This is a genomic window from Pinibacter aurantiacus, assembly GCF_019130065.1.
In the GTDB taxonomy this organism is placed as follows: domain Bacteria; phylum Bacteroidota; class Bacteroidia; order Chitinophagales; family Chitinophagaceae; genus Pinibacter; species Pinibacter aurantiacus.
In genome coordinates this window covers 82,936-108,556 of the sequence record NZ_JAHSPG010000006.1, presented here as the reverse complement: position 1 = coordinate 108,556, position 25,621 = coordinate 82,936, and the positions used below count along the sequence as shown (strand labels likewise).

Here is a 25,621-nt window from a genome sequence, read left to right as displayed (position 1 = left end):
CATCGCCTGTGCCATGTGCATTATTCATTTACGGACAGGGCCGGGTTCGAATTAAATAAATTGATTGTTTTTAAAGTGCTTGTTTGTTTGGGTGAAATACCCTTATGAACTGGGCCGGACATTTATTTCCGTAGCCTTGTATGTGACGACGGCGCCAACTGGGGGTGCGGTGCGGTTGTTTGTGTTAAAGGTTTTAAGCACCAGATTTAGAGGTGCCTGCTGCTGATTTGTAATCAGCAGGGCAGGCACCTCTGTCATCAACAGTTGTTTTCTCATGTGTTATTCAGGAATTATTGTGTGTGTTATAAAAGTTGAACGCCTTTGCTTCTATACGCCGCAAGCCTTTCATCATTTGGATCCAGTTCGGTGATGAGCACATCAATCGAAGTAGATTCACAAATGAGTAATTGATCCTTACTATTTACCTTTTCCGAAATAGATAAAGCCACCGTCTTTTTTGCTTGTTGTATCATTGCACGTTTCACTTCCACTACTTCCCAATCGCTGTCCGTTATACCTGCGTAAGGGTCTATCGCATTAATACCAATCAGGCACAAATCCGCATTTATCTGCCGGATTGCCGAGATTGCTGTCCCCCCTACTGTTATTTTTGAATTCTTTGATCCTTTGCCACCCAACAGGATCACCTCTATGTTTGGGTGATACATATATTCCAGGGCAGCAGGTATACTGCCTGTAACAAAGGTCGCATGTAAACTTTCCGGCAGCATGCGTGCCAGCTCCAGGATGGTTGTTCCACCTGAAGTAAAGATCAACATGCCATCCTGTATAAGATGCAATGCCTTTGCCGCAATGGATCTTTTACTATCCACCGCATATACTTCTTTATCCTTTACATTTTTGTGAAAAGACCGTGACAACGCTCCTCCGTGTACTTTGATAACTTTCCCATCCCGGGAAAGTTCCATGAGGTCGCGACGTATAGTATCTTCCGACACCTCCAGCAGTTCGCTGAGGCTTGTCGAAAGCACTTTATTGTGCAGATTTACCTGATGCAGGATCAAAGCGTGTCGTTCTGGTTTTAGCATGTTAGCCTGAGCTATAAGGACTAAATATATACAAAAACCGTAAAACATTGCAGCAAAAAATATGAACCTGCAAAAAAGACGCGTTTTTCTGCCGATAATACCGGATGCAATTAATTAAAAAATAGTAATAAATAGGCGCCGTCGTCAACCGTGAATGGGGTTTTGGTGTTAAAAGACCAGCGTGCTGCTCTTTTATTTTGGTGCTATGCCTATTAATTATTATTTATTAATTGGCTCTATGAGCAACTTGCTTTTACAGTACCCCTCTCTTACTACAATCAGATCTCAATTTTACACTTGATAATGCCCGCTTATGCAAGCGTGTTTTGAAAAGATCAGTAAGCCCCCGGCCTCGTTCTTGCTCTTACTGAAATTATTTCTCTTATCGGCTGTGATGTCGACAAGCATGAGGACATTTGCACAATCTCACATTACAGACTCCATAAAAAATAAAAAAGCTGCAGCGGAGGATACAAAAAAACGGCCCAATCTTGAGATCTATGGATTTCTGCTCACAGATGTCATTTATGATTTCAAACAAATGGACCCTAAATGGTATGATGTGCCGCGACCAACGAAGTTGCCTTCTTATAAAAATCAATTTGGCCCTGACGGACAACTTTATTTCAGCGTTCGCCAAACAAGATTTGGAATGAGAAGTTATGTCCCAACGCCCCTGGGCCCGCTGACTACCTTGTTTGAATTTGATTTGTTTGGATCAGGTGTAGATGCTGGGCAAACGACCTTTCGTCTCCGGCACGCCTACGGAGAACTGGGAAAATTCGGAGCAGGGCAAACATGGAGTCCCTTTGTGGATACGGATGTTTTTCCCAATGATCTTGAATATTGGGGACCGAATGGCATGGCAATTATCCGTAGTCTTCAGGTTCGTTATATGCCCATACAGGGCGATACAAAATTGACAATTGCATTGGAAAAGCCTGGTGGCACTGCAGATGAAGGACAATATACGGAAATGGTAGAGCTAAAAAACGTTAAGCCGGTATTTCACCTGCCAGATTTAACTGCAGAATACCGCATCGCACAGCCGTGGGGATATGTAGAACTGGCCGGTGTTCTAAGGCAACTCCAGTGGAAAGATCTCGATACGTCCGGAATCAACTACAGCGGCAGAAAAGCTGGGTGGGGACTAAACTTAAGCTCAAGAATAAAAGTGTTTTCCCAGGACATGATCCATTTACAGCTACTTTATGGAAAAGGCATTGAAAGCTATATAAGAGATGCCCCTGCCGATGTTGGCATTAAGAAAGAAGGGTCCAATCCCATTGAGGGGGTACCGCTGCCTATTACTGGCTTTGTTGGCTTTTATGATCATTACTGGAACAAAAAAATCAGCAGCACCATCGGATATTCTTTTGTTAAGATCGACAATGCAAACGGGCAATTGCCTTCTGCTTTTAAAATGGGCGAATACGCTATAGCCAACATAATCTATTCCCCGGTAAAAGATGTAATGATAGAATTGGAGCTCCAATACCTCGATCGCAAAAATTTCAGCGATGGATGGACAACCACGGATCCAAGAATTCAATTTTCATTCAAATTCAATTTCTCTCAAAAATTTTATTATGAAAACAATACTGCACAATAGGTTACCACTAATCGTGTTTTGTCTGTTCATGCTGGCATGCAAGAACAGGCCTAACGAGAAAAAGGAAATGCATGATTCGAGTGCTTCAATCGCCCCTACCCATGCAGACACGTTGTTAAGCGACAACGAAGTAAAGTCTGAAGCGCCCGACGCCAACAGCAAAATAGAACAGGGCTATGCGCTTCCAAAGCACACAGATAATCTTTCGCAATCACCCATCGACATTATTTCTGCAAAAGCAGATAATAATGGAAAGGAAAAAATCTCACTTGTTTTTCATTCAGACATTCAGGCTGCGCAAAACCTTGGCCACACGGTGGAACTGGATTTCAAAGACGGAAGCAAATGCACTGTGAATGGAAAAGATTATACGTCTAAACAATTTCATTTTCATACACCTTCGGAGCATTTGGTAGACGGGATGACTTTCCCCATGGAAATGCACATAGTAAATGTCCTGCTTGATTCTGCAAACAAGAATGAATATTTAGTGATTGCGGTGCTTTTTAAAATGGGGGCTGAAAACAAATTCATCAAAGAGTTCCTGAATAAGATTCCCGGAAAAGAGGGAGAAAAAACTGAGCTACATGCCGGCGAGGTAAATCTTGATGACCTTATTGCTGAATTCAAAAGCAAAGGCCTTAAATCTTACTACACCTATAAGGGGTCGTTAACTACACCACCATTTACAGAAAGTGTTCAATGGATTGTGATGAAGCATGTTGTTGAAGCATCAGAAGAGCAGATCATGACGCTTGAAAAAATGGAGGGCAATAATGCAAGGCACGTGCAGGCCATTAACGATAGAAAAGTATATAGTCAGTAATTATAACCCGGTGCATAGAAAACGTTTTTACACAGGAATGGGCTTCCTAAAAAAATTGAGAAGCCCGTTTTACATCTTGCTATTTCTTAAACCCGATCCTGTCGCGATCTTCCCATTTTCGCTGTGCAGCTTTTTCGTCCAAAATATTTTCTAACGCGTCATAGATCTGGTTGAGTTGGGCATCATGCTCTCCTATTTTGTTTTTAACCAATCTTAGCTGTTCCTTCAAGTCGTTTTGAACAAGAAGAGTTTTTCTTATTTCGACAAAAGCCCTCATAATGGCAATGTTCATACTTATAGCCTTCTCACTGTTTACTACACTACTTAACATTGCGACTCCCTGTTCTGTAAATACATAAGGCATATATCTAATACCGCCCCGTTTTGAGGACGCAAATTGCGTCCTCAAAGAACTATTCGATTCCAGCATATCCACCTGATATCTTATAGCTTCCCATTCCTCTTTTGTCAATTGAAACATAAAATCAGTTGGAAATCTCTTTATATTTCTATTAACGGCCTCTTTTAGCCGTTTGGTTTCTGTTTCATAAAGAGCTGCCAGATCTTTGTCTAACATTACACGCTCGCCTCTGATTTCATAAATTCGATTCTGAATACTTTGAATGATTCGCATAAAATAATTTATAAAGATTTGTTGATTTCTGCTTTATTATGCGGTCACAAATTGTGACCGCATGTTTGAGGACGCAATTTGCAACCTTAAAAAAGTAGTCGACTTCGAACTCAGTATGAGGTCACAATTTGTGACCTCATACTGAGTTGGCAATTTGTCATCTCAAATAATCGCTCAATTTTCGTTTGAGGTCGCAATTTGCGTCCTCAAACGGGTTTGTATATTCAGACGTTTAAGGTCACAATTTTGTGACCTTAAACTGATTTTTCGGTTCCACATAACAAGAATACTTCGCATAAGACGTAGCCACTGCGATTACTGATTAACGTTAGACGATTTCCGGGGCAAAATGGCTGCGTGTAAGAAAAACTAATCTGTATGACAAGAAATTTAGGCGAGAAATTCAAACACACCATATGATAAAAAAATCCGATTTAACGATTTCTTTTTCATCAAAAAAGACACTCGTTAAACCGGAATAAAAAAGCTTTTGACTTTCTACTTTTGACTTTTGACTTCCTCTGCAATGCCCTTAATAACCGCTTCATCCAATTCGCGATTAAAAACTTTAAGGTCACTGATTTGCGCTTTGCAGGCATTACTATTGCTGCCTATGTATTGTAAAGGAAAAAACAGCGTTTGCACTTTCGCTGTCTGCTTGCCGTTGGCAAATGTTCTTTTGGCACCTTCCAGTTTTTCGGCAAGTACTCCGTTCACATACAGCGAGGTCCCTTTGTTATTTCCTTTGATGGTGATATGTGTCCACGCACCAGCAGGCGGCGCGTAATTGAAACTATAAGAATATCCTTCTCTGGAAAATCCCAGCTTGCCGCTACCCTGCATGTTCAACACTACAACGGCATCTTTTGATGAAAACAAAACAGCGTCGGGCAAATTGTCTTTCGATGGTTTTATGCAAAAGCTTACAGTATAATCATAGCCTATACCAGTAATGTTTGTCTTGAGGTAACTGTCATCTCCTTTTAAATCCAGCTCCTCCTTTGTCTTGTCAAAATGAGCATTGTGTATCTTGGTTACATTCTCTTTCGTATCCAAAGAAAACACCAGCGAATCTTTGCCGGCAAGGCGTCCCAGCATATTGAGTCCCGGCCCTTCTCCTATTTGTTTACTTTTTGCGGCAAAATCATCGTAACCCATCGGTTTCACACTACCGCCCCACATTTTTTGTGACAACACCTGCATGGCTGGAAATACGCGATGATGCACGTCTTTTTCTGTAATGCCATTTCCGACATGGTCATTCCACACAGCAAAAGAACCGCCTCTTAAAAGTGGATAATTTTCATCAAAGGTTTCTTTGCCAATTCTGTTTGGCGTCCATTCGTCGTACAACTTTTTTGTGTTGAGATAGTCGTAGTAGTAACCTGCAGCGGGCACAATATACAACCAACCGTCGGGCGTGCTGATGCCTTTGTAGCCAAGATCAAACATTGTTTTGGGATCGGCATAGCCGTTGTACCAAAGATTCATCGTTACATTTTCAACCTTCACAGGCGTAGAGCCTTCAGCATGCGTAAGCGATCCCCACATACGAACTTTTTTTCCATAGCCTTCAACAAATCGAATATAATGATCGGTAAACGCTCTGAATTTTTCAGCTTCCTTCTTTGCGTATTCATCTGTACCGATGTGTACTTCGTTTCCTATGAAAACAGGGTTCGGACCTTGCAAGTATTCTTTAAACACATTGTCAACAACGGTATAAGTAAGCGGATTATCCAAATCAAGATGATCCTGTCCGTACAACTTACTGCCAATGCCGGGCACAGCTTTACTGAAGGCAAGGGAATGTGCAGGGACATCTATTTCAGGAATAATGTTTACACCATAACGTTGCGCCATTTGCTGCAACGCTACAAACTCTGCTTTTGAGTAGCTGCCGTCTTTGGCCGTAAGGTTGGGATACGTCGTATTTTCCAATCTGAAAGCTGCATAGGTACTGTCCCAGTTACCGCCGAAAAAGTCTTTAAAGCCATTATCACTAAGATGAATTTGAAAATCGTTCATCTTGTAATACGACATGAATTTTACATAATCTCTTAAAAACTCTATGGTGAAAAACTTGCGTGCAACATCTAATACAAATCCTCGCACAGCATACTTAGGATAATCGCGGGCCACTCCTTTGGGAATGCGATGATGTAAATGCTCTCGTTCCAATATTTGCAACAGGCTCCGCGTTGCCCAAATAGCACCGATGGAATCTTTAGCATCAATACGAATGCTGTTGCTGATGTCTAACACATATCCTTCCGCCGGCAGGCTGCTGTCATTTGGCCGAAGCGTGAAATAAACATTACCGGGCGATGCCTGTCCGGTGATGACTTTCGGATGCATATCAGACGACAGTAAATGGAGGTCTTCAGCGAATAATTTTGCAACAGGTAGCAATGCTTTCCTGTATGCAGGATCTACAACTAACTTAACATTGTTTGGCCACTCCAAATAACTCACGCCGCCTTTCCACTCGCGCAAGGCCGGGATCACAAAGGGAGAAGCATTGACTTCGGCTTCGTTCTGCGCATTTACATTATTGGTGTACACAAAACAACCGGTCAATAAAGCAACCAGCAATAAAAATTCTTTCATCTGTAAGCCATTTTTTTTTGATATTCTTTTTATACAACTTCCTAATTTGTGTATGTCTTGCGGACAAAGAGTTCTTAACGCAATATTTTCTATTGATATACAAGCCCTATGGGCTAAGTTTATTCCACTATAATCTCGTCGCAAAACAACCACGCCGGCTGGTTTTCACCAGAATGGCCCGGAGGGCATACACCAAGGTTTTTCGCTGTAACACGAACGGCTCTGATAGATTGGGCATTAAATTTTGCAACAAACGTTTGTATCTGTGAGGTGCGATCTCCTGGTGGAACTGTATTTATAACCGTATCTACAGCTGTAAAATTCTTGCCATCAGACGACACTTCAAACTTCACCCATTGAGGAAAAAATATCCACTGACCATAATTCTGTAAACAACCCAGGCTAATGCTGTCTGCTGTTATTTGCTTTTCAAAATCAATAGTGGCAACCATGTCGTTTCCATTAAACGCATGCCAGTTCTTTCCAATTTCTTTTGTGCCCCTGATACCATCCGTCAATGTGTTAGGGCCGTTAGCGGCGTAATAGCGGCTGTTTGCATTTTCATACTGAACCGTTTTACCGGTTGCCTTATTTACTGTAAATGATTGCTCAGAAGGTTTTGTATTGACGACATTTTTGTCGACAGCCATCAATGCTTTTACTGTTACGGACTTGTTGATTTCAATGGGTTGCTGGTATACAGCGCTTCCTGAATTGGGAGTGCTACCATCGGTGGTGTATCGAATGGTTGCTTGTGGATTTTCACTACCAAGTGTTACAAACAATTTTCCGTTTACCATCGTTGGTTTAATATCCACTTTGAAATTGCCTTTTGAATAGTGCAGGCCCTTTTGTTCAAAACCAAATAAATGAGGCTGCAGGCGCTGATAAAAAGATTCCCAGTTTCTTGTTTCTTTTGGAGACCATACCACTTCGCTCAATGCGAGCATGCGCGGCAGTATCATGTATTCAGCATGCTCAAAAGTGGGTATATATTCTGTCCACAGATTGGCTTGTGCGCCCAGTACATGAACAGCCTCGTCCGGCTTTAACTCAACTGGTATTGGTTCGTAGTTATATACTTTGCGCAGTGTATTAAATCCACCAATAGCTAAAGGTTCTGTTTCCGGGTCACCTTGGTAGTGATCAAAATAACATGGGGTTCCCGGCGTCATCACTACATTATGTCCCTGCTGTGCTGCGGCTATGCCACCACTTTCACCGCGCCAGCTCATTACGGTTGCTTCAGGTGCCAAACCGCCTTCAAGAATTTCATCCCAGCCTATCATCTTCCTGTGTTTGCTGATCACGAATTTTTCTATGCGTTTCATGAAATAGCTTTGTAATTCTTCTTCATTCTTCAAGCCTTCTTTGTGCATTCTTGCCTGGCATTTAGGACAATTTTTCCAACTGGTTTTATCCACTTCATCCCCACCAACATGAATGTAAGTAGAAGGAAATAAGGCCATCACTTCGGTCAATACATTTTGCAGAAAAACAAACGCACTGTCGTTGCCTGCACAGTAATTGCTTTGCGCTTTGCTTGCATAGAAATTTCCTGATTGCCCAAAAGTACTGAGTGGTGTACAGGAAAGCTCCGGATATGCAGCCATTGCTGCTTCAGAGTGACCTGGCATTTCAATTTCAGGCACAATAGTGATCTGTCTTGCTTTTGCATAAGCAACAATCTCCTTAATCTGCTCCTGCGTGTAATAGCCGCCGTATGTGGCCTTTGAGCGATCTGCATTAAACTGTACTTCTCCCCAGCTCCATGTTTTATTGCCTTCGTCTACACGCCACGCTGCCTGCTGCGTAAGTTTAGGATAACGTTTTATTTCAATACGCCATCCGGCTCCGTCTACGAGGTGCCAGTGAAATACGTTCATTTTATACGAAGCCAGCAGATCAATAAATTCTTTAACCAGTTCTGGGGCAAAGAAATGACGGCTCACATCTAGCATCAATCCGCGCCATTTGAATCGCGGATAATCTGTTATGTCCATGCATGGTATCTGAAGAATCTGGTTGGTGCGGACAGCCGGCAGTGTTTGCATAAGTGATTGCACGGCATAAAACAACCCCCTTGCATTGTTTGCCTGGACTATTATTGCGGAAGGCTTTACTGACAACTTGTAGCCCTCTTCGCCCAATTCATTGTCTTTAATAACAGAAAACTGAATGCTCTTGGTTTTTGCCTTATTCTGCACGGGTGAAAGACCGCTTATCTGTTTGATATAGTTGCTAAAAAACCGAACAACGTCCTGCACCGGTTTTTCCTTGGAGGTTGCATATACAGCTACATCTTTGTCTAGAACAAAACTCCCATCCTTCATCTGCATGCTTACGGGTCGAGGAATGATAGAAGGGCCTGTTTGTGCATATATCAGTGAAGGTATAAAGCAGGCAAGCAATAGTATATATTTCATGTTGGTGTGGGTTTGTTTTAAGTTATTGTAGAGACAAGGCACCGCCTTGTCTGTGCCACCAGAGACAAGGCAATGCCTTGTCTGTACGAAATCCGATTATTGTGTAACTACGTAAATATCACTCTCAGCTTTTAGTCCATTTTTATCCGCATGCATCATCAACAGTTTCGGCTTCCAGTCTGTTTCAAATGTGTTGTTTTGAAGACGAACCTGTTTGCAGGCATCAATTACAAAAGAGACCTTAGTTGTATCGCCGGGTAACACATGCGTTTGAACGATTTTGTTATTAGTAAATGTTAATCCGTTTACACTCTTCGCAGTCAATACCGGAGGATCATACACTTTAAACTGGTTGTTTTCAATGCGTATATTTCTGTGTACAAAATAGCCTTTTTTTAGCTCATGATTTTCGGGAGCTATTGCAATGGCAAAATTACCTGGTGCACTATTGTATGCACACTCTTCAAAACGATTGTTCCTGATCAGCACATCCTGCACGGGGCCGGATTCATACCAGCCCAATGCATCGTTCGCAATAAGGATTGCATGCATCCCTGTTCTGTAAAAAAGGTTGTCTTCTATCACGACCTTCTTGCGTGTTGTTACAAGAATGCCTCTTGTGTGCACACTTTCAAAAACAGAATTGCGAACAGTCAGCGAAGCTGTCCAGGTAATATTTTCAAGGCAATCTCCAACTGTTGTTTGCTCAGGCAGGGCTTTATTAAAATGAAGGATCATTTCGTTGGGAGAAACAAGAGAAGCTGAAGCCACTACATTTTCTCCAAAATACTCAAGCGTTTTTGGATGGACAAGCGATACTGTGTCTCCCGGAAAGAACGCCTCAAAACCATAACTCTGCGGGTGCATAAATGCCACCAGGATATCTGTAGGTGACTTTTTTTCTACTATTTTTAAATGAGTGCCGTGCACATTGATCGGATCATCGTGCAAGCCTTTAAAATGCGAGTCTTCAATAACAATGGAACCTTTGCAACCTGAAAAATGTAAAGCATCTGCAAAGCAGGACATCTGACGGCTGCTGTCCGGAGGCACTGTACTAAAATGACGAAACGAAATATTTTCTGAAAATTGTGATACGATGCCGAGCCCATGCATATAATACATGCTGACATTTTCGAGTTGAATATTTCCTGAATGATTGATCCACCCGCCTACCTGGTCTCTTATTGGATCTCTTACAGAAATAACATCGCCGGCATTGCCTTTGAATTTTGAAAAATCGCCATTGAACCTCACTTCTCTTGGACCCGTCTGAACGGCTTCGCTTTGCTGGAACGGCGTCCATGAGCTATAACGATTAATGCCTGTTGAAGGATTGGAAATAATCGCGTGATAGTTTTTCATCCCCCAGCCTTCTCCGTACCAATATATTTTCTTGTCACGTACGGTAAATGTGGAAGCAGGCGAAACAGCTGCCAGGAGATGGTCTGGTTGAATTTCTTTGATGGCAAATTCCGACATAGTAGGTCGCTCAAAATCCATTCGCACATTCTTCAAAGAAATATTGCGGCAATGATCAAAAACAAAACAAGTCATTTTACCATGAAATACAAACAGCGAATTATTTCCATCTATAACAAGATTATTCAATTGCTCGAGCAATAAGCCTATGACGTATTTTTTCTGAGAAAGTTCTTCCTGTGATGATGTGTTGGAAATGTAATATTCCTTCACTGTCGCATGCGTTGGCCAAAAATCATAGCGCCCTTCCTGAAATACTAGGACGGCCTTTTCTTTTTGTTTGCACGCAGCAATAGCTTTCTGCATGGCAGGAACGACGTCTTCGAAAGCATTGGGAGTTATTCCAAAATCTTTCGCATAGATGGTATCGGTTGGTGCTGCGGCATAAGACACAACAACGAACAACATTGCACACAACGAACACAAGAGACATTTCAAGTTTGACATTTTTTTATATTTCGACTACTTAATGACCGTTACATTCCCGTTGCTGGCCACACGAGCAATGGTTTCTTTTCCCGCAGCCACAGCTACTTTTGGCCAATGCACAAAAGCGGTATAAGATAATGGTTTTAGAGATTGTTTGCTAGTTTCCGCGAAAACACTAACAGATGCATCGAATGGTGTTGGATTTTTTAGCGTCACCAAAATCGAACCGTCTTTTTGTTTCGCACTTGTTGCCTGCACCTGGTCAAACACAAACATTTCGTTTCTGTCTGTTTGCAAATAAATACCCGGCAACTCCAAACTCATTAATAATCCGTTGAGCTCGGTCCAGCCATTGGAACCGTTATACAATTTACCAATCACTCCTCTTCCTTCAGCATCTGATATTTGAACTCGTTCCATTGAGCAGCCCAGTTTGGCGCCTCTTTCAGCGCCTGTCACACCTGCTGATACAGTGGGGCGGTTAGGCAATTCAACCTGTTCCGTATGGCCGTTGATAATATCTTTCAGTAATTGAGCAACTTTGGTATCTCCTGTAGCACGATATAGTTTGAACAAATAATCTCCAGATGCGCTGCAAATGCCCGGCGCCGCATGTTTGTTTTGTGTACTTGCCCAAACTGCACCTGTTGAATGCGCATCAAAACTTCCGAGGTCACTTTGCTTTGGAAATTCGTAATTGTATGATACAGTCCACGTTGAGCCCAATGCGGTTTCTGCTTTGGCAAGTTCAAGCCAATGCTTCTTGCCGGTCGCCCAATACAAAGCCATAAATGATTCCAGCAAACCAAAAGTCGATTCTGAATCTGGATCCATGCTGATATCTCCGCAATTGCCGCCTGTTAAACCAAGTGTTTTGGTAAAGCGGTTGTAATAGCTGTCGGCAATGGCTTCTGCAGCTTTTAAAAATGCAGGTTCATGACAATATATTGCAGCCAACACAAGCCCCGCAGGAGCAGAAGAAATGGCGGCAGAATTATACACCACGATCTTTCCTGATTCCGGATCGACATACTGGCCAAGCTCTCCTTCTCTTTCAAAAGTAGTTACAAAAGCCTGCGCCAATCTTTTCGCAGCAGCTTCCCACTCAGGTTTTATTTCATTGGCCCTGCCCAATTCTTTGTACAACAAAAAATGTTTGTACATCCATAATAAGGCATCGCCATTCTTACGCACCATAGCATCGGACACGATCTCAGGATGTAACGCCTTTATGCTGTCAGGAATGGGTCTTTCAGGAACGGTTGTAATGCCGTTATCCAGCACTCCGTAAAAGAATCCGCTTTTGCCCTGCATTTTAGATACAACGAAATCGAAGGTATTGGCAATCCATTTGGAACGTTCAGCATCATTCAACGATAACATTGGATAGGTATTCATCAAACCGCCAATCCATCCCAACTGAAAACGGGTAAAGCTATTTTCTGGAAAATACATGGTATCATAAAACGAAGGTTTATGAACACGTGCCTTGTCTAGCTGTAAAGTAGTATAATGAAAAATGGCGCTCATGGGTGCCACATAATATTGCGGTGTTTCTCCCAATAACTTTTTCCGTTTGTCCATGTACGTTTGTAAAAAAGATGGAATATCTGTTGCACTAAAAACATACACGTACAACTTCACATCTATTTCATCGCCTGTTTTCCAGTTGCAGGGTTTATCATGGCTTTTGCTGAAGTCACCGAAACCAGCCGCATACTCACGAACACCCGGAGCTGTAACGGAGAATCCGGCCTTTGACCTGTCTGCATTTTCTTCAACAGACAATCCGTTAATGCCCCACTTTGTTTTAGGCTCTGTTAGCACAATAAAACCCTTGTGCATAGCAGGTGAAAAAAAACTCATTACCGGCGTAGAGGCGTTCCATGTCAACAGATCAATCTTTGACGGTTCACCTTCATGCAATGCCAACCGGGGATTATCTGAAATGGTGAGTGGTACATTTTTGTTGCAAAACATATCACTTGTATAGGGTGGCATATAGCCGCCTTTTAACACTGGAAAACGATTACCGTTATAAACAGCAGCGGGAATCATCACATAATTTTTTGTGCTCCAATCCGAAAAATTAAAATTAATGGCCGTTGATGCATTGTTAACAGTACCGCTCAGCAAAGTGAATTTAATATTCAATTGTACGGCACCATCAGCTTCTTGTTGAATAGCAGTAACAGATGTTTTCCATTCCGCATCTTGCGTTTTTAAAGAACCGTCTGATTTATTTATGAAAGCTACTTTTTGTTTTTCCAGGATTTTATTCCCTGCATCAAAGTGCCATACTTCTAAAGATAGCGAGCCCTTTATTTTATCTAAAACATTGTTTACATCTTGCTGGGCCATTGAGGTCATACAACAGAACAGCAATGAGGATGCTAAAAATATTTTTCTGATTGGATACATAGTTTGTTAATTAAAAATTCAAAAGCGAAAATCAAAAGCTTGTATTGCAGCGTGGCTGCTCGTAAAAAAACAAATCCGCGCTAAAAGCTTTTGAATTTTTACTTTTTACTTTTGACTTCCATCTTGAGTGTTCTAAGTTAGAACTATGACACTCCCTGAACTACCGTTATATTGGCAGATACCCCAACTTTTTTACAGCTTCAAATTAAACTACAAAGGTTGCAATTGTATCCTTTCTTTTGCTGATGTAGTCATGCGAACCCTTTCTCCTGACAGCATTTCCGCTTTCTTACCATTTCTATACACTTGCACTTTATTGGCTTTCCATGGATTGACTATGGTTAATGGTTTTCCTTTTTCACTCACTATTGTTACATGTTGAACGAGTCCACTTTTCATTTCTGCCGATACGATGAAAGCGCCAACAGCTCTTAGCGAACCAAAGCGTGCATCGAGGTTTTGCGGCCAGCACGGAAAGAACCGGATAACACCTTCGTGGGATTGCAGCAGCATTTCATTAATGGCCAGGGATGGAGACGCATTCTCTATTCCCCCACCGCCAAAATAAAGGATCTTGTTGGGCATAGAATGTTTATCGTACATGCTGCGAAGCTCTGCGAGTATTTTTTCTGGCTGGTAATTGACGCGGGCACAGGCTGTGTACCAGGAGGAAGATCCATTGTTGTCTTTCCAACGAGCCATTGCATCGATCATATTGTGCGAGATTTCTAACAGCTTCGGATCGGAATCCAACCCAATGGCGCCTGCCGGAAAAATATGCTGAATGCCTAATGTATTGTCGCCCCACCATGCTGTTCCTTTTTCTGTATAACGGAATACTGTTTTCCCATTGCGTTCTTGTGTTGGAAACGGGCTCAACTTCTCAATAATTTCTTTCCACTTTGAACGAAGGGCTGCATCTACTCCCAGGTCTTCACTCATCGCCAACATGCTTGTGTATAAGGTTTTCACAAGGCCAAGTGTCAGAATAGGATTCATGTCTTCGCTAATGCCAGACCTGCCTGCACCGCCTGAACCTTCATGAATGGCATCATGCTCAATGACGTACCTGCCATTCTCGAACGTAAGGTAATCCGTCCAGAATTTTTCCACTTCTCTCATATATGCATAACCCGTTTTTCTGAGCCATGCTGTATCCTGTGTATACTGATAATGCCAGATAAATGGCAACGCCGCAAAAACAGCATTGGAGTGCTGTCCCCAGTGACTGTCAGGGCCTTCGGGACTAGTGCCCCATGGCCCCATGGAAACCGGAAGAAAAACGCCCTTCCAGCCATGCTGTTTTGCAAGTGTATCGCCAAATGGAATCATGTTGTTGACAGCCTCATAATAGGGCGAAGAAATTTCAACATGATTTGAAGAATATGGACTGTAGTAAGGTGCCTGAAAATTGTAGTTGAGATGATAATCGCCATGCCACGCCGTATTGTTAGATGTGATCCAGTTGCCCCAAAGGCCGGGCGCTATTTTACCCGCACGACTGCAGGAAGCCATGATGTACTGTGTGGAATACCAATGCTCTTCTATCACCTTGTCGGGTATTTCGATGAAAGATCTTTTCCAAAATTTTTCCCACCATGCCTGATGGGCAACAAATAAACCATCGGCCTTTTTTTGTGTGAGCGAGCTTAACTCCGATTGTGCTTTTTTCAACGGATCGCTGGCATCTACATCTGAAAAAAGAGCAACGGCAAAAACGGTTCTTGCCTGAGGGGCAAGCTTCATCGTATTTCCATTTGACTGTAGCAACGCTGATGCTAATCCAACCTTACGGGCATTGGCTTTGCCTTCATCAGGATTGTACAAACCACCATGATCAATGAGCTTGTCGCCCAGGATAGTATTAGCAGAAACTTCAACAGGCAGAGAACCTGTATTTTTTATTTCGATGAAAATATGATTGCCATTCGCATCTACCCATGAGCGAATATTGAGAGCATACTTACCGTTAGCAAATGTTCCGTTCCATACTGCACGACGCATATCGCACGTTGCAGCATATGTAGCACCTGCAAGCGTTGGCACGACTAACTGAATCTTTCCCACAGTCATAGGAGCAGCTGTTCGTACACCCCAAAAATCATTTTTACCTATGTAGAAAGAAAGTGAATCCGGAGCGCCCGCAATGGCTACTCCAATATCACCGTTGCCCAGCAACGGCGCATCAGGCATTTTATCCGTAGGCACATGACGTGCCGGCGCTGTAAAAGATATCTTATGTGCATCTACTATGGCGAGCGCAGCGTTTTCCGCACCTTGCTGACAAACAGCAATTGCACTACTTATCATGATGATGGCGACAAGGAGAAATTTCATTTTTTTCATCGTGTCAATACTAGTCTTTTAAACCCGGTTATGGTTAATATAAATTATCTAAATCATACACTTTGTTAGCCATGGTGGGCTGAACGCTAAACGCCTAACGCTTAACGCGGAGAGGCCCTGCGTTAGGCGTTAGGCGTTTAGCATTTTGCGTTATTGCCCACCTACAAAAAGAGAAAGGAGGCATTGCCTTCCTCCTTTCATTAAACGAAAACTGACCAAAACTGCTAGAAACCTTCTTTTCACATCACACTACTCATCGTAAAAAAATATTGTAGTGGATCAAATGTTATTGTAAAGTCTATAACTATTTAGATTAAAAAATGGAAAGGAGGATTGCCAGCCTCCCTTCCCTCAAACCAAAAACTAACATTGAGCCATGAGAAAAAATATTTATTGCAACGGATCAAAGGAGCCACCCCACTCATTGTTCTGTGGCAAATTATTTGGCTCCAGTGAAATCTGCGCCGGATTTAAAGGATAGAACCAATGGTTCAAATCCAGGTTGAAATAAAATGTAGGGTCTCCATCCAAATTATCTACATAGGTTGCAGAAAAATTAGTTCTTACCGACGGATTCATGATATTGTCCGTTGGCGCAGGAAGTGGAGCTCCCGGATTAATTACAAGCAACAATCCGTGACGTGCACCCTGACTATTGAGAATGTCATATCTCTTCCATCTGCGCAAGTCTGGCAAACGCTGGTTTTCAAATGCAAACTCTACTTGCTTTTCGTTGATATAAGCTGTGCGGATATCTGCTTGCGAAGCCGCGGTAATGCCATAGTTATTCGATGCACCCGGCAGAATATTTGCACGCTTGCGAATTTGATGCAGCACGTCCAGCGCTTCGCTACTTTTTCCCAATTCATTGGCGCATTCGCCATAGTTCATCAACAATTCAGCGAAACGCATCGGAACGGCGAAAGCAACGCCTCCATTTAGCTGAGCGCTGGAAACCGTATTCAATGTTTGAGCTGTATCCAACGCTTTCCTGTCTAAAAATCCGGTTATTTCACTACCCTGTGCGCCACCAGGATATACACTACCGAAGATGTTGGTATACTTGTTATTTGCAGCGTCCCATTTAAATGCAAGCCAATAAGTTGTTTTACCTGTTTGACCAACGATAAGATCAGGCGTCGGATATACTGTTCCTCCGCAATAAATAGTAGCATAGAACCTATCGTCCCTGTTGGTATAAAAATCGGTCAGGAACTGGGCATTGTAAGCAGGATTGCTTAATTGCGCTTTATCAAATTGCATAGGCGATCCGTCTCTTTTTGGATACGCAGTGAGCAATGACAAAATGGGCTGGTTACTACCGGTAGATCCTTGTGTAAATGGTAACGGACGTATGGGCGCAAAATTCATCGGATGATCGGACCAGTAAAATTGGTTCACCATGATCATTTCTTTATTTCTTACGTACCAGATATTTCTATAGTTAGGATTCAACATGTATCCCGCGTTGGCAGCTGAATCTACGGCAGCTTTTGTTGCGTTATAAGCATTTTGCCATCTGCTCTGATCATTAGAAGGATTGAACAGTGGGCTTGCATACCACATTAGTATTTTGCCTTTCAATCCCATCGCTGCTATTTTTGTGATCCTGCCGAAATCAGTATTTGATGGATAAACGGCAGGCAACAACATAGCAGCGCTGTCGAGGTCCTTCATTATTTGCGTGATGCATTCAGATGTTTTATTTCTCGGCACCTTTAAGCTGGTGGTATCAAGTGGATTTTGTGTGTGTAGAATTAATGGCACTCCACCCAATGCGCTTACCATGTTCCAGTACGTCCATGCGCGCCAGAATTTAGCTTCTCCTGTATATTGATTTTTCAGCGACGGATCAAGCACTTTTGGCGACACTGCTGACAGCTGGTCCAAAAAATAATTGGTCTTATCAATGTAGGTGTAACTCAGATTTACATAGTTGACATCAGCTGTAATAATACCACGCTGATAGTTGCCTAAAGTTTTAGGACCATTAATTCCTTCATCGGAATTGTTTCCATCAAAGGCGAACCCAGGCATTGATCCACCATAAATATCATTTAAAAAAGCTTTGATCATATTGGGATCGTTCCAAACGTTAGCCGGATTAATGGCATTCGTATTCGTAAAGTCCAATCCTTTTTTACATGCCGGCACGACCAATGCAAGCGTACCTGCGACCGCCAAAAAACGAGATAATTTATAAATAGATTTTTTCATTTTGTTTATACTTTAAACTTGACGAATTAGAGAGTGATGCTTGCACCGAAATTTACAGACTTCATGATAGGAAATGCAGTACCACCGCTCATTTCAGGATCGTAATACTTTTTATTGAATTTGCTGATCACAAATAAATTAGCTCCCGAGAAATAGAACCTGATACTCTGTACGCCGATCTTTTGAACATACTGAGACGGCAACGAATAAGCGAGGTTCAAAAATTTCAGGCGCACAAAACTTGCATTTGCGTACCAGAAATTACTGCCAGAGTTATTTACGTCTTTGGTTCCATCATTGGCTGAATATCTCTTAGGCAACCACGCATTAGGGCTACTCGTGCTCCAGCTGTTGCTGTACCATTGGTTCCAAACCCTGTTCCATTCCACGCCACCGCTGAGATCATTAAAGGACTTCCACTGCCTTACCATTCCGTTGAATGTCGCTTCTATGGTAAATCCTTTCCACTCAGCGCCTAAGTTCAAGCCCAGCACAACCGGGTTGTTGTTCTTTCTAAGAACAGTACCATCGTAGCTATCAATTTTTCCATCCGGTGTTTTTACATTTCCGGCACCCGCTAAGTCGGCATATACCAATTGTCCCAATGCCGGTTTGTTTCCATTGAAATTGTAATTAGGATTTGCTTTTGTAAATTGATCAAGATCGTCCTGTGTTCTTAACATGCCCGCCACTTTATATCCCGCTATATAAGTAGTACTTCTGCCATTAAAAGTCTGCCAATCGTAAGTAGCGTTCACATCACGCAGTTCATACTTTGCCGCGCCGTAAGAGGCTGTAATATTGGTATGGAAGTTTACTTTACCGGCTCTGTTGGCATAGCCTAAATTAACATCAACACCTTGCGCATTCACGACGCCATAATTGTAGGCAGGCAAGGTCGGGCTGAAAGTTGGAGGTACCAAAGTTGTTCTGAGGCCCAGGATATCATAGGTATGCGTATGCCAGTATTCAGCTGTTGCATTGAAATGTCTTAAGAAGTTAAGATCAACGCCTATATTCTTGTTCAGCGATTTCTCCCATGTCAAATTCTTATTCGGGATACTTCCATATGTAACGCCAGCATTGGTCGAAGGATTGGTTCCGAAATAAGCGGACTTACCTGGTACGTAAGTTTCCTGCCAATAATAACTAGGTACAGCATCATTACCCACAAGACCGGCAGAAGCTCTTACTTTTAACATGTCGATCCAGTTTACTTTAAAGAATGATTCTTTTGAGATTACCCAACCGACAGATCCCGATGGGAAGAAACCCCAACGCTGATCGGGTGCGAACCTCATAGAACCATCGTAACGATAGGTAAAGCTGGCGAGGTATTTTCCGGCATAGTCATAGAAGAACTGGCCCACCCACGATTTTCTGCCAATCGTCGTATCTGAGTATTTAGTGTTGTTAGAAACATATGATTGTGCATTGCTGGTACTTGCTGCCCACCATTGGTCAGTAGTATATACCGGGAAACCGTTGATGCCTGCAGACATTCCCAGACCGGACTGCACAAAATTTTCGTACACCAACCAGCCCTTTACGTGATGTTGTCCAAAGGCTCGCTCATAATTTAACTGAAGATTGAGCTGCCTGTCTTCACCCCATCCTGCATCCTCCTGGATATAGCTTTGACTCACCTGCGAAGAGGTTTTCGTTGAAACGATACCCGTGTCATTTGTACTGATGATATGTAACCCTTGTTTTTGCATCACATACATCGTGTATTGTTTTTGAAAAGTCTTGGTGCGGTTATCTGTATACGATTTGCTGTAGTTAGCAATAGCACTCAGGCCTTTAACGAAGGGAACTTTGTAAGTACCTCGTAAATTAATTACCGGTTTTAAATAGTTACTGTTAATATAGCCGCCATCTCCACGCGTTTCAGCGCCTACGTTTGCTATCCAGCCGTAATCAATAGGCTTACCGGTGTTGGTCCACACAGGTTGGTCGGGCTGCCATACAAGCAATTTGGTATAAATGCCGTTAGGATCGCCAACTGAAGTATTAGTAGTGCTATAAGTAAGATCATTGTTAAGTGATAACCCGGCAAAGATTTCCAGGTTTTTCGTAAGGTTGGTGGTAATGTTCGCTCTTACATTGTATTTGTCATACTTCAGGTTGTTTAGAAAACCATTTTGCTTTACATAGGAGCCACCTACATAGTATCGAAGTTTATCGGTTCCCCCTGACGCACTTAGATTGTGGGAAGTTGTGGATGGGTCGCGCCATACTGCACCCAGTTGATCATAACCCCATCCGTTATTAATGTTCTTAAAATAATCGATGTCGCTTTGTGTCCATCCCCAGCCTGCAGGATCAGACGTAGGATTGATTCGTTGATATAATTCTCCTGCCTGCACCGCACTCGTTAAAGGAACATTCTTTGCCCTTTTGTCTGTACCAGTATTAAAAGAATAGTTGATCCTCGCTTTGCCCGCTACACCTGTTTTAGTAGTAACAAGTACTACACCGCCGGCACCTCTCGATCCGTATGTAGCTGTAGAAGCAGCATCTTTCAATACAGTAATATTATCAATGTCGTTAGGGCTTAAATTGTTGAAATCGGTAGCCCCCATAATTTTTCCATCTATTACATACAGTACTGGCTGTCCTGCAGCATTGAATGTTGTTACTGTCCTGATAGTAAGCGTTGGAGCTTGCCCCGGAAGACCGGTAGGCGTTGAAACATTTACGCCGGCCATTTGCCCGGCTAATACATTGGCCAACATTGTGCTTGGCATTTCTTTATCTGCTTCTTTAAATTTCATGTTAGCAACAGAACCAGTGAGTAACTCCTTCTTTTGGCTACCGTAACCGATTACAACCACGTCTTCCATGCTGCTGGCATGGGTTTCGAGTTTTATAACTACATCCGGTGCAGCATTAACAACGATTGTGCTGTAACCAACCATTGATACAATAAGCTTACTTTTAGCAGGAACTCTTATTTCAAACGCTCCTTTATCATTAGCTGCGGTTTTTAAGGAACTTCCCTGCTGTTGAATAACAGCTCCTGAAAGGGGGGATAAATCTTTCGAATCCTGTACAACACCTTTCACCACTATGGTTTCCTGTGCATGACCGGTCACCTCCTTGGGTGCCTGCGCGTAAGACAGATCGCTTAGCAAAAGCAAGCAAGACATGCTCGTTGCTATCATCGTTAGTTTTGGCAAACTGATCATTAGTTAAAGTTTTGAATTAACAGATAATTGGAATGCAGTGATCACATCTCCAACTACCTCAAAATTCATTTTTCTACAACCGGATAACAACTGGTTATTTGCCAATCACTACCGTTTTTTTAACATATGTATTCAGACACTTAATCTTATCCAGTTGTGCAAACTCACATATATGTATTCATGAAAACAGGCGACTCATGCGGACTGACACGATCATGTTATCTTTTTCTACCCAACTAACCAACATTGATTCAAACACTTATAACCGGGGAGTAATAAACACAGGATTGCATTTTTTATAAAGAAGTTTACGTTACCAATTCATGATTGTATTTCTCAATCATTCTGCACGAAAGAAAACACGCGGCAAATGATTATTTCTTTTAATTTGCAATACATAGCCAACTAACGATGCAATACATCTACGAGAATTTCACATTTCCTCCGGATCAGTCTTTTACCGTTCGATCTGATATGATTGAGGTTAAAAAATATACCACCTTAAAAAGTCATGTCAATTTTGAGATTGCGTTAATTGAAAACCTTTCAGGCAAACGATTTATTGGTGACCATATAGAAGACTTTGAAGGTACCGAACTTGTACTTTTGGGAAGCTATCTGCCGCACTGCTGGCAGTACTACAGGGCTATCGATCCTATGATACACCCACATGCTACTGTGATTCATTTCTTCCCTAATTTCCTGGGCAATCAACTATTGGAAAAACCAGAAGCCAAAGCATTGGTTACCCTTTTCAACAATGCAGCGAAAGGCGTTTCGTTTTCAGGAGAAACAGTGGTGAGAGCACAAATGGTGATGAAACAAATGTTGTTTGAAACAGGTTTAACAAGAGCTGCTTTGATGTTGCAATTACTTGACATTCTAGCGCAATCGTCTTCTGCTAAAATATTATCGTCTCCGTTTTTCAATTCAGTTGACAGCTCTTCTGAGGCACAAAAGATTAATAAAGTATTTGACCATATTTTCAGGAATTTCCAAAATGATATCAGCTTGCAAGAGGTAGCCGATATAACAACGATGTCCACCTCTGCGTTCTGTCGTTTTTTTAAACAAAAAACAAACAGAACCCTGATAGACTTTGTAAAGGAGATCCGCATCAGCCATGCTGCCAAGTTATTGCTGGAAGGCAATCACAACGTAACGGAAGCGTGCTATGATAGCGGCTATAACAGCATTTCCAACTTCAATACACACTTCAAGGAAATTAAGGGATTATCGCCAAGAGAGTTTTTAAAACAATATGCGATTGAAGAGAGTTGAGAATAAATTGAAAATTGAAAGTTGAAAATTGAAAATGAGGTGCTTGGAATATTGACTTTACACCTGTTTTATAAAATGCAGAAGGTCGAACAGTGTTACTATTGTTCGACCTTCTGCATTTTCAATTTTCAACTTTCAATTTTCAATTATTGCCCATGCTTACTTTTATCCAAACAGGCAAGTGATCAGATGCCACAGGTTCATTCTCTACTACAGACTGCAAGACCTTTAATGTACGGCCTTGCTGCTTGCGTGCCATGATATAATCGATACATTCAGTCGGTTTGTTTGCTGGAATTGTAAGCTTGGAAGTATCAGTCAGAATATTCCAGTTTTTTGAAAACGCTTTTACCACTGAAGAATTAGGCGTGGCATTCAAGTCGCCACCGAGCAAAACGGGCTTAGCATATTTTTCGGTAAGCTCATCGATCAATGACACAGATTTTATTCTGTCTTGTTCTGTTAATGAAAAATGCGTGCAGACAAAAACATAGTTTTTCATTTCAACAACTACTGCACTTCTTTTTTCTTCCGTTCCCGGCAGCGAGATTCCTTCAACATTCAACGGCTTTTCCTTCGAAAGAATTCCTATACCGTATTTACCTCCCTGGTAGCTGATGGATGCATTATAAGTGGGGACCAATCCTGTTAAACCAGCCAACTCATGCAGCACACTTACATGTTTGCTTCTGTTAGTGGCGCTGTCCAATTCCTGAATGGCTACTACATCCGCGTTGATCTTTGAAATAACATTAGCAACACGTTGATAATTTACCGTATTGTCCAAACCAAGACAATTCCTAACATTGTATGTAAGGACAGTAATTGTTTCGCTTGCAGAACCCTGGGCCTTCTTAGAAGATTTACAACTGTAATTAAAAGCGATCGCAAGAACAACTATTGCACAATTCAAAATCCTTTTCATTTATTATTTTTTATAGCTTACTTGTATTTTTAATTCAATGGAGGTGTTCATAACCTACAAAAAAGATTGCTTGTCATCCAGACGAAGGAGCTATCTGCGTTATTGTTCACACATACTTTTCGTTAGTGTAAAAAACAGATACCTCCTTCGCCGGAATGACAAGCAAGATGCTTCTAATTTTCCAAACAGCCTAACTAAACAACATCTAACATCTAACTCCTAATTCCTAACTCCTTTCCCCTCACCACACTTTTATTTTCTGCTTTCCGTCACCAGCCATTTCAAAAGGACCGGGAAATGGATTTGCCATATTTCTTTTTCTTCCCAAAAAATCTGTATGAATCTTTACGGGTGTGCCGTCTGTATTTTCAAATGGAAGATCTGGAACCACAGCCTTGGTTAATGTGGCAGTGGTAACAGGTTTTCGTTGGGTTGTCAGCCACTTTTTGTTAACTGCGATTTCGAGGTAAATATTTCTCCCTTCTTCCAGCAAACGGGTTGCTGCATTGAAATTTGTATCTGCTACCGCATTTTTTTCCACTGCATCCTGGTCATGATATTTACTCATGCTTTCTTGTGCCGTTTTGTTCATTTCACCAAATTGCTTTTTAGCGTCGTTACTGCGCTGGATCATTACAGTGCCCTGTGTGTATACATTACCGGAAAAAACAACCGGCAACAATGCTTTGCTATACGGAGAAGCATCGCCCTGCTTTACAAAAAGGTTGTTGACAAATTGTATATCGCCGCCAGGGTTATCATGCAGTGCTGCCACGAATGTTGAATGAGGTTTGTGATAAGGCGTTAAGCGGCTGTCATAGTTCACGATATTCATCTTGCCTGCAAAAAGATTATGAACAAAAGCCGCACCACTTGAATTCATCAGTAAATTCGATGCGGACAACATTATGTTATTACTCACCAGCATTGGCCCGTGATCTACTTCCAGAAAGATGTCGAAGCCGTTGTCGTTAAACAGGTTGTTCTTAATTTGTGCTCCCTGCGCCATCCAATCCAACCAAATACCCATGTTGGTTTTGTAGATGTGGTTGTTGTTGATTTGTACATCTACCGCTCCGTGAAATTTAATTCCAGCCATCTCTGCACCGTCGAACAATCGCCTCACATGTATATCATGGATCACATTTCCTTCAATAACACTGAACGCACAGCCCATGCTGCCTACAATGCCCGTCTGCTCACAATAGGCAACAGTATTGTTGCGAACAATGTGGCCGCCTATTGTGCCTTTGTTCCAGCCATAGGCAAGCGCCCTGTTGATCGTGCCCACATAACCTTCGGCAGATTCCGTTTCATTGTTATCGTGATCATCACCATATTTTCCCAGTGCAATGCCTACACATTTTGAGTATTCAATCACATTGTTTTCAATGATCCATCCTTTGCTCCAGTGTGTGCCGATCAATCCCATTTGCTCTGCTGTTGGTGGTGCCCAATTGGTAGCGGCTTGTTCCATGGTAAAGCCACGAACTGTAATATAATTGATGAATGATTTATCAGGATAAAAAACAGTTGGACGTGCATTGATTTCAACCATTTCTTTATTAGGATCAACTCCTTTGAATTGCGCCCAAATGGTAGTCGTATTGCTATCTGCATCTGCCCACCATAGTTGATTTTTTTCATTGGCGGTTGTCATTACTTCATCCTTACCAGCAGCCTCCATCAGCCAGTCGCCATTAAGATACACGGCACCTCTGTGGTATTTCCGGTCTTTTGGTTTGGGCCAAAACCAGTCGCCATGAATCAATTCTTTATAAGGATTAAACTTTCCAAAAAACGAGTTGGGAATTTTCACTTCCCATGTGTCGTTAGCAAGCTTTGTCCAACCTTTGATCATTTCTGAACCTTTCACCTCTACTTTTTCTCCTTTGGCTACCTGGTACACGATGCGCTCCTGGTCTGAATTACCGCCGCGTGGTGGAGTTATCTGTTCGCGATAAATACCTTCATGCACAGTAATCACATCTCCGGGCATAGCCATTTGTGCAGCTGCAGATATGGTTTTAAATGGTCGCGATGCAGAGCCATCGTTAGCATCGTTCCCCTTTGTTGATACATGGTATTCCTTTCCCTGTATCTTATTTTGTGCAAAGGATGATGCGCTGCACATGCACATCAAAAGAAGAAAAAATTTCATAGCAAGCTTTT

14 protein-coding genes are annotated in these 25,621 nt (G+C 42.1%); 3 read left to right on the top strand and 11 right to left on the bottom strand.

All coding sequences use genetic code 11. The annotated features are described in order from the left end of the window. Positions 1–302 precede the first annotated feature (302 nt). Complete coding sequence (locus tag KTO63_RS10110; RefSeq protein ID WP_217791147.1) at positions 303–1,049, bottom strand: DeoR/GlpR family DNA-binding transcription regulator; 747 nt, start codon at positions 1,047–1,049, stop codon at positions 303–305. A 406-nt stretch (positions 1,050–1,455) separates the two neighbouring features. Here KTO63_RS10110 and KTO63_RS10105 point away from each other — a divergent pair, with 406 nt between their 5' ends. Next, positions 1,456–2,661 carry a DcaP family trimeric outer membrane transporter gene (locus KTO63_RS10105; RefSeq protein ID WP_217791146.1) on the top strand — a complete coding sequence of 402 codons (1,206 nt, stop codon included), beginning with the start codon at positions 1,456–1,458 and terminating at the stop codon, positions 2,659–2,661. After that, positions 2,639–3,487, top strand: coding sequence for a carbonic anhydrase family protein (locus tag KTO63_RS10100; protein WP_217791145.1), 849 nt, complete (start codon positions 2,639–2,641; stop codon positions 3,485–3,487). Before KTO63_RS10105 ends, KTO63_RS10100 begins: the two co-directional genes overlap by 23 nt. A gap of 79 nt (positions 3,488–3,566) precedes the next feature. On the opposite strand, the gene KTO63_RS10095 is transcribed toward KTO63_RS10100, so the two are convergent. The 8 genes from KTO63_RS10095 to KTO63_RS10060 form a co-directional block, all read right to left on the bottom strand. Beyond that, positions 3,567–4,121, bottom strand: coding sequence for an ORF6N domain-containing protein (locus KTO63_RS10095; RefSeq protein ID WP_217791144.1), 555 nt, complete (start codon positions 4,119–4,121; stop codon positions 3,567–3,569). A 498-nt stretch (positions 4,122–4,619) separates the two neighbouring features. After that, the gene (locus KTO63_RS10090; RefSeq protein WP_217791143.1) at positions 4,620–6,731 is read right to left on the bottom strand and encodes a family 20 glycosylhydrolase; all 2,112 of its coding nucleotides are present in this window, start codon (positions 6,729–6,731) and stop codon (positions 4,620–4,622) included. Positions 6,732–6,850: 119 nt separating this feature from the next. After that, the gene (locus tag KTO63_RS10085) at positions 6,851–9,157 is read right to left on the bottom strand and encodes a glycoside hydrolase family 20 protein (RefSeq protein WP_217791142.1); all 2,307 of its coding nucleotides are present in this window, start codon (positions 9,155–9,157) and stop codon (positions 6,851–6,853) included. Positions 9,158–9,253: 96 nt separating this feature from the next. Further along, a complete protein-coding gene (locus KTO63_RS10080; protein WP_217791141.1) occupies positions 9,254–11,086 on the bottom strand; it encodes a right-handed parallel beta-helix repeat-containing protein in 1,833 nt (610 codons plus the stop codon). Positions 11,087–11,101: 15 nt separating this feature from the next. Continuing rightward, a complete protein-coding gene (locus KTO63_RS10075; RefSeq protein WP_217791140.1) occupies positions 11,102–13,489 on the bottom strand; it encodes a glycoside hydrolase family protein in 2,388 nt (795 codons plus the stop codon). A gap of 210 nt (positions 13,490–13,699) precedes the next feature. Next, positions 13,700–15,826 (bottom strand): glycosyl hydrolase family 95 catalytic domain-containing protein, encoded by a 2,127-nt coding sequence (locus KTO63_RS10070; protein ID WP_217791139.1) that lies wholly within the window; start codon positions 15,824–15,826, stop codon positions 13,700–13,702. A 399-nt stretch (positions 15,827–16,225) separates the two neighbouring features. Next, a complete protein-coding gene (locus tag KTO63_RS10065; RefSeq protein ID WP_217791138.1) occupies positions 16,226–18,052 on the bottom strand; it encodes a RagB/SusD family nutrient uptake outer membrane protein in 1,827 nt (608 codons plus the stop codon). A gap of 26 nt (positions 18,053–18,078) precedes the next feature. After that, positions 18,079–21,243, bottom strand: coding sequence for a SusC/RagA family TonB-linked outer membrane protein (locus KTO63_RS10060; RefSeq protein ID WP_217791137.1), 3,165 nt, complete (start codon positions 21,241–21,243; stop codon positions 18,079–18,081). Between the two features lie 411 nt (positions 21,244–21,654). On the opposite strand from KTO63_RS10060, the gene KTO63_RS10055 reads away from it, so the two are divergent. Further along, entirely contained in the window at positions 21,655–22,524 is an 870-nt protein-coding gene (locus KTO63_RS10055) for an AraC family transcriptional regulator (protein WP_217791136.1), read from the top strand. A gap of 142 nt (positions 22,525–22,666) precedes the next feature. On the opposite strand, the gene KTO63_RS10050 is transcribed toward KTO63_RS10055, so the two are convergent. After that, positions 22,667–23,449 (bottom strand): endonuclease/exonuclease/phosphatase family protein, encoded by a 783-nt coding sequence (locus tag KTO63_RS10050; RefSeq protein ID WP_217791135.1) that lies wholly within the window; start codon positions 23,447–23,449, stop codon positions 22,667–22,669. A 241-nt stretch (positions 23,450–23,690) separates the two neighbouring features. Further along, positions 23,691–25,610: a DUF1565 domain-containing protein gene (locus KTO63_RS10045; RefSeq protein ID WP_217791134.1), complete on the bottom strand. Its 1,920-nt coding sequence runs from the start codon at positions 25,608–25,610 to the stop codon at positions 23,691–23,693. Positions 25,611–25,621 lie beyond the last annotated feature (11 nt).

What these genes read in the sequence shown, in the direction of transcription:
- KTO63_RS10110 (WP_217791147.1), bottom strand. Translation starts at nt 1,049, where the DNA reads ATGCTAAAACCAGAACGACACGCTTTGATCCTGCATCAGGTAAATCTG.
- KTO63_RS10105 (WP_217791146.1), top strand. Translation starts at nt 1,456, where the DNA reads ATGAGGACATTTGCACAATCTCACATTACAGACTCCATAAAAAATAAA.
- KTO63_RS10100 (WP_217791145.1), top strand. Translation starts at nt 2,639, where the DNA reads ATGAAAACAATACTGCACAATAGGTTACCACTAATCGTGTTTTGTCTG.
- KTO63_RS10095 (WP_217791144.1), bottom strand. Translation starts at nt 4,121, where the DNA reads ATGCGAATCATTCAAAGTATTCAGAATCGAATTTATGAAATCAGAGGC.
- KTO63_RS10090 (WP_217791143.1), bottom strand. Translation starts at nt 6,731, where the DNA reads ATGAAAGAATTTTTATTGCTGGTTGCTTTATTGACCGGTTGTTTTGTG.
- KTO63_RS10085 (WP_217791142.1), bottom strand. Translation starts at nt 9,157, where the DNA reads ATGAAATATATACTATTGCTTGCCTGCTTTATACCTTCACTGATATAT.
- KTO63_RS10080 (WP_217791141.1), bottom strand. Translation starts at nt 11,086, where the DNA reads ATGTCAAACTTGAAATGTCTCTTGTGTTCGTTGTGTGCAATGTTGTTC.
- KTO63_RS10075 (WP_217791140.1), bottom strand. Translation starts at nt 13,489, where the DNA reads ATGTATCCAATCAGAAAAATATTTTTAGCATCCTCATTGCTGTTCTGT.
- KTO63_RS10070 (WP_217791139.1), bottom strand. Translation starts at nt 15,826, where the DNA reads ATGAAATTTCTCCTTGTCGCCATCATCATGATAAGTAGTGCAATTGCT.
- KTO63_RS10065 (WP_217791138.1), bottom strand. Translation starts at nt 18,052, where the DNA reads ATGAAAAAATCTATTTATAAATTATCTCGTTTTTTGGCGGTCGCAGGT.
- KTO63_RS10060 (WP_217791137.1), bottom strand. Translation starts at nt 21,243, where the DNA reads ATGATCAGTTTGCCAAAACTAACGATGATAGCAACGAGCATGTCTTGC.
- KTO63_RS10055 (WP_217791136.1), top strand. Translation starts at nt 21,655, where the DNA reads ATGCAATACATCTACGAGAATTTCACATTTCCTCCGGATCAGTCTTTT.
- KTO63_RS10050 (WP_217791135.1), bottom strand. Translation starts at nt 23,449, where the DNA reads ATGAAAAGGATTTTGAATTGTGCAATAGTTGTTCTTGCGATCGCTTTT.
- KTO63_RS10045 (WP_217791134.1), bottom strand. Translation starts at nt 25,610, where the DNA reads ATGAAATTTTTTCTTCTTTTGATGTGCATGTGCAGCGCATCATCCTTT.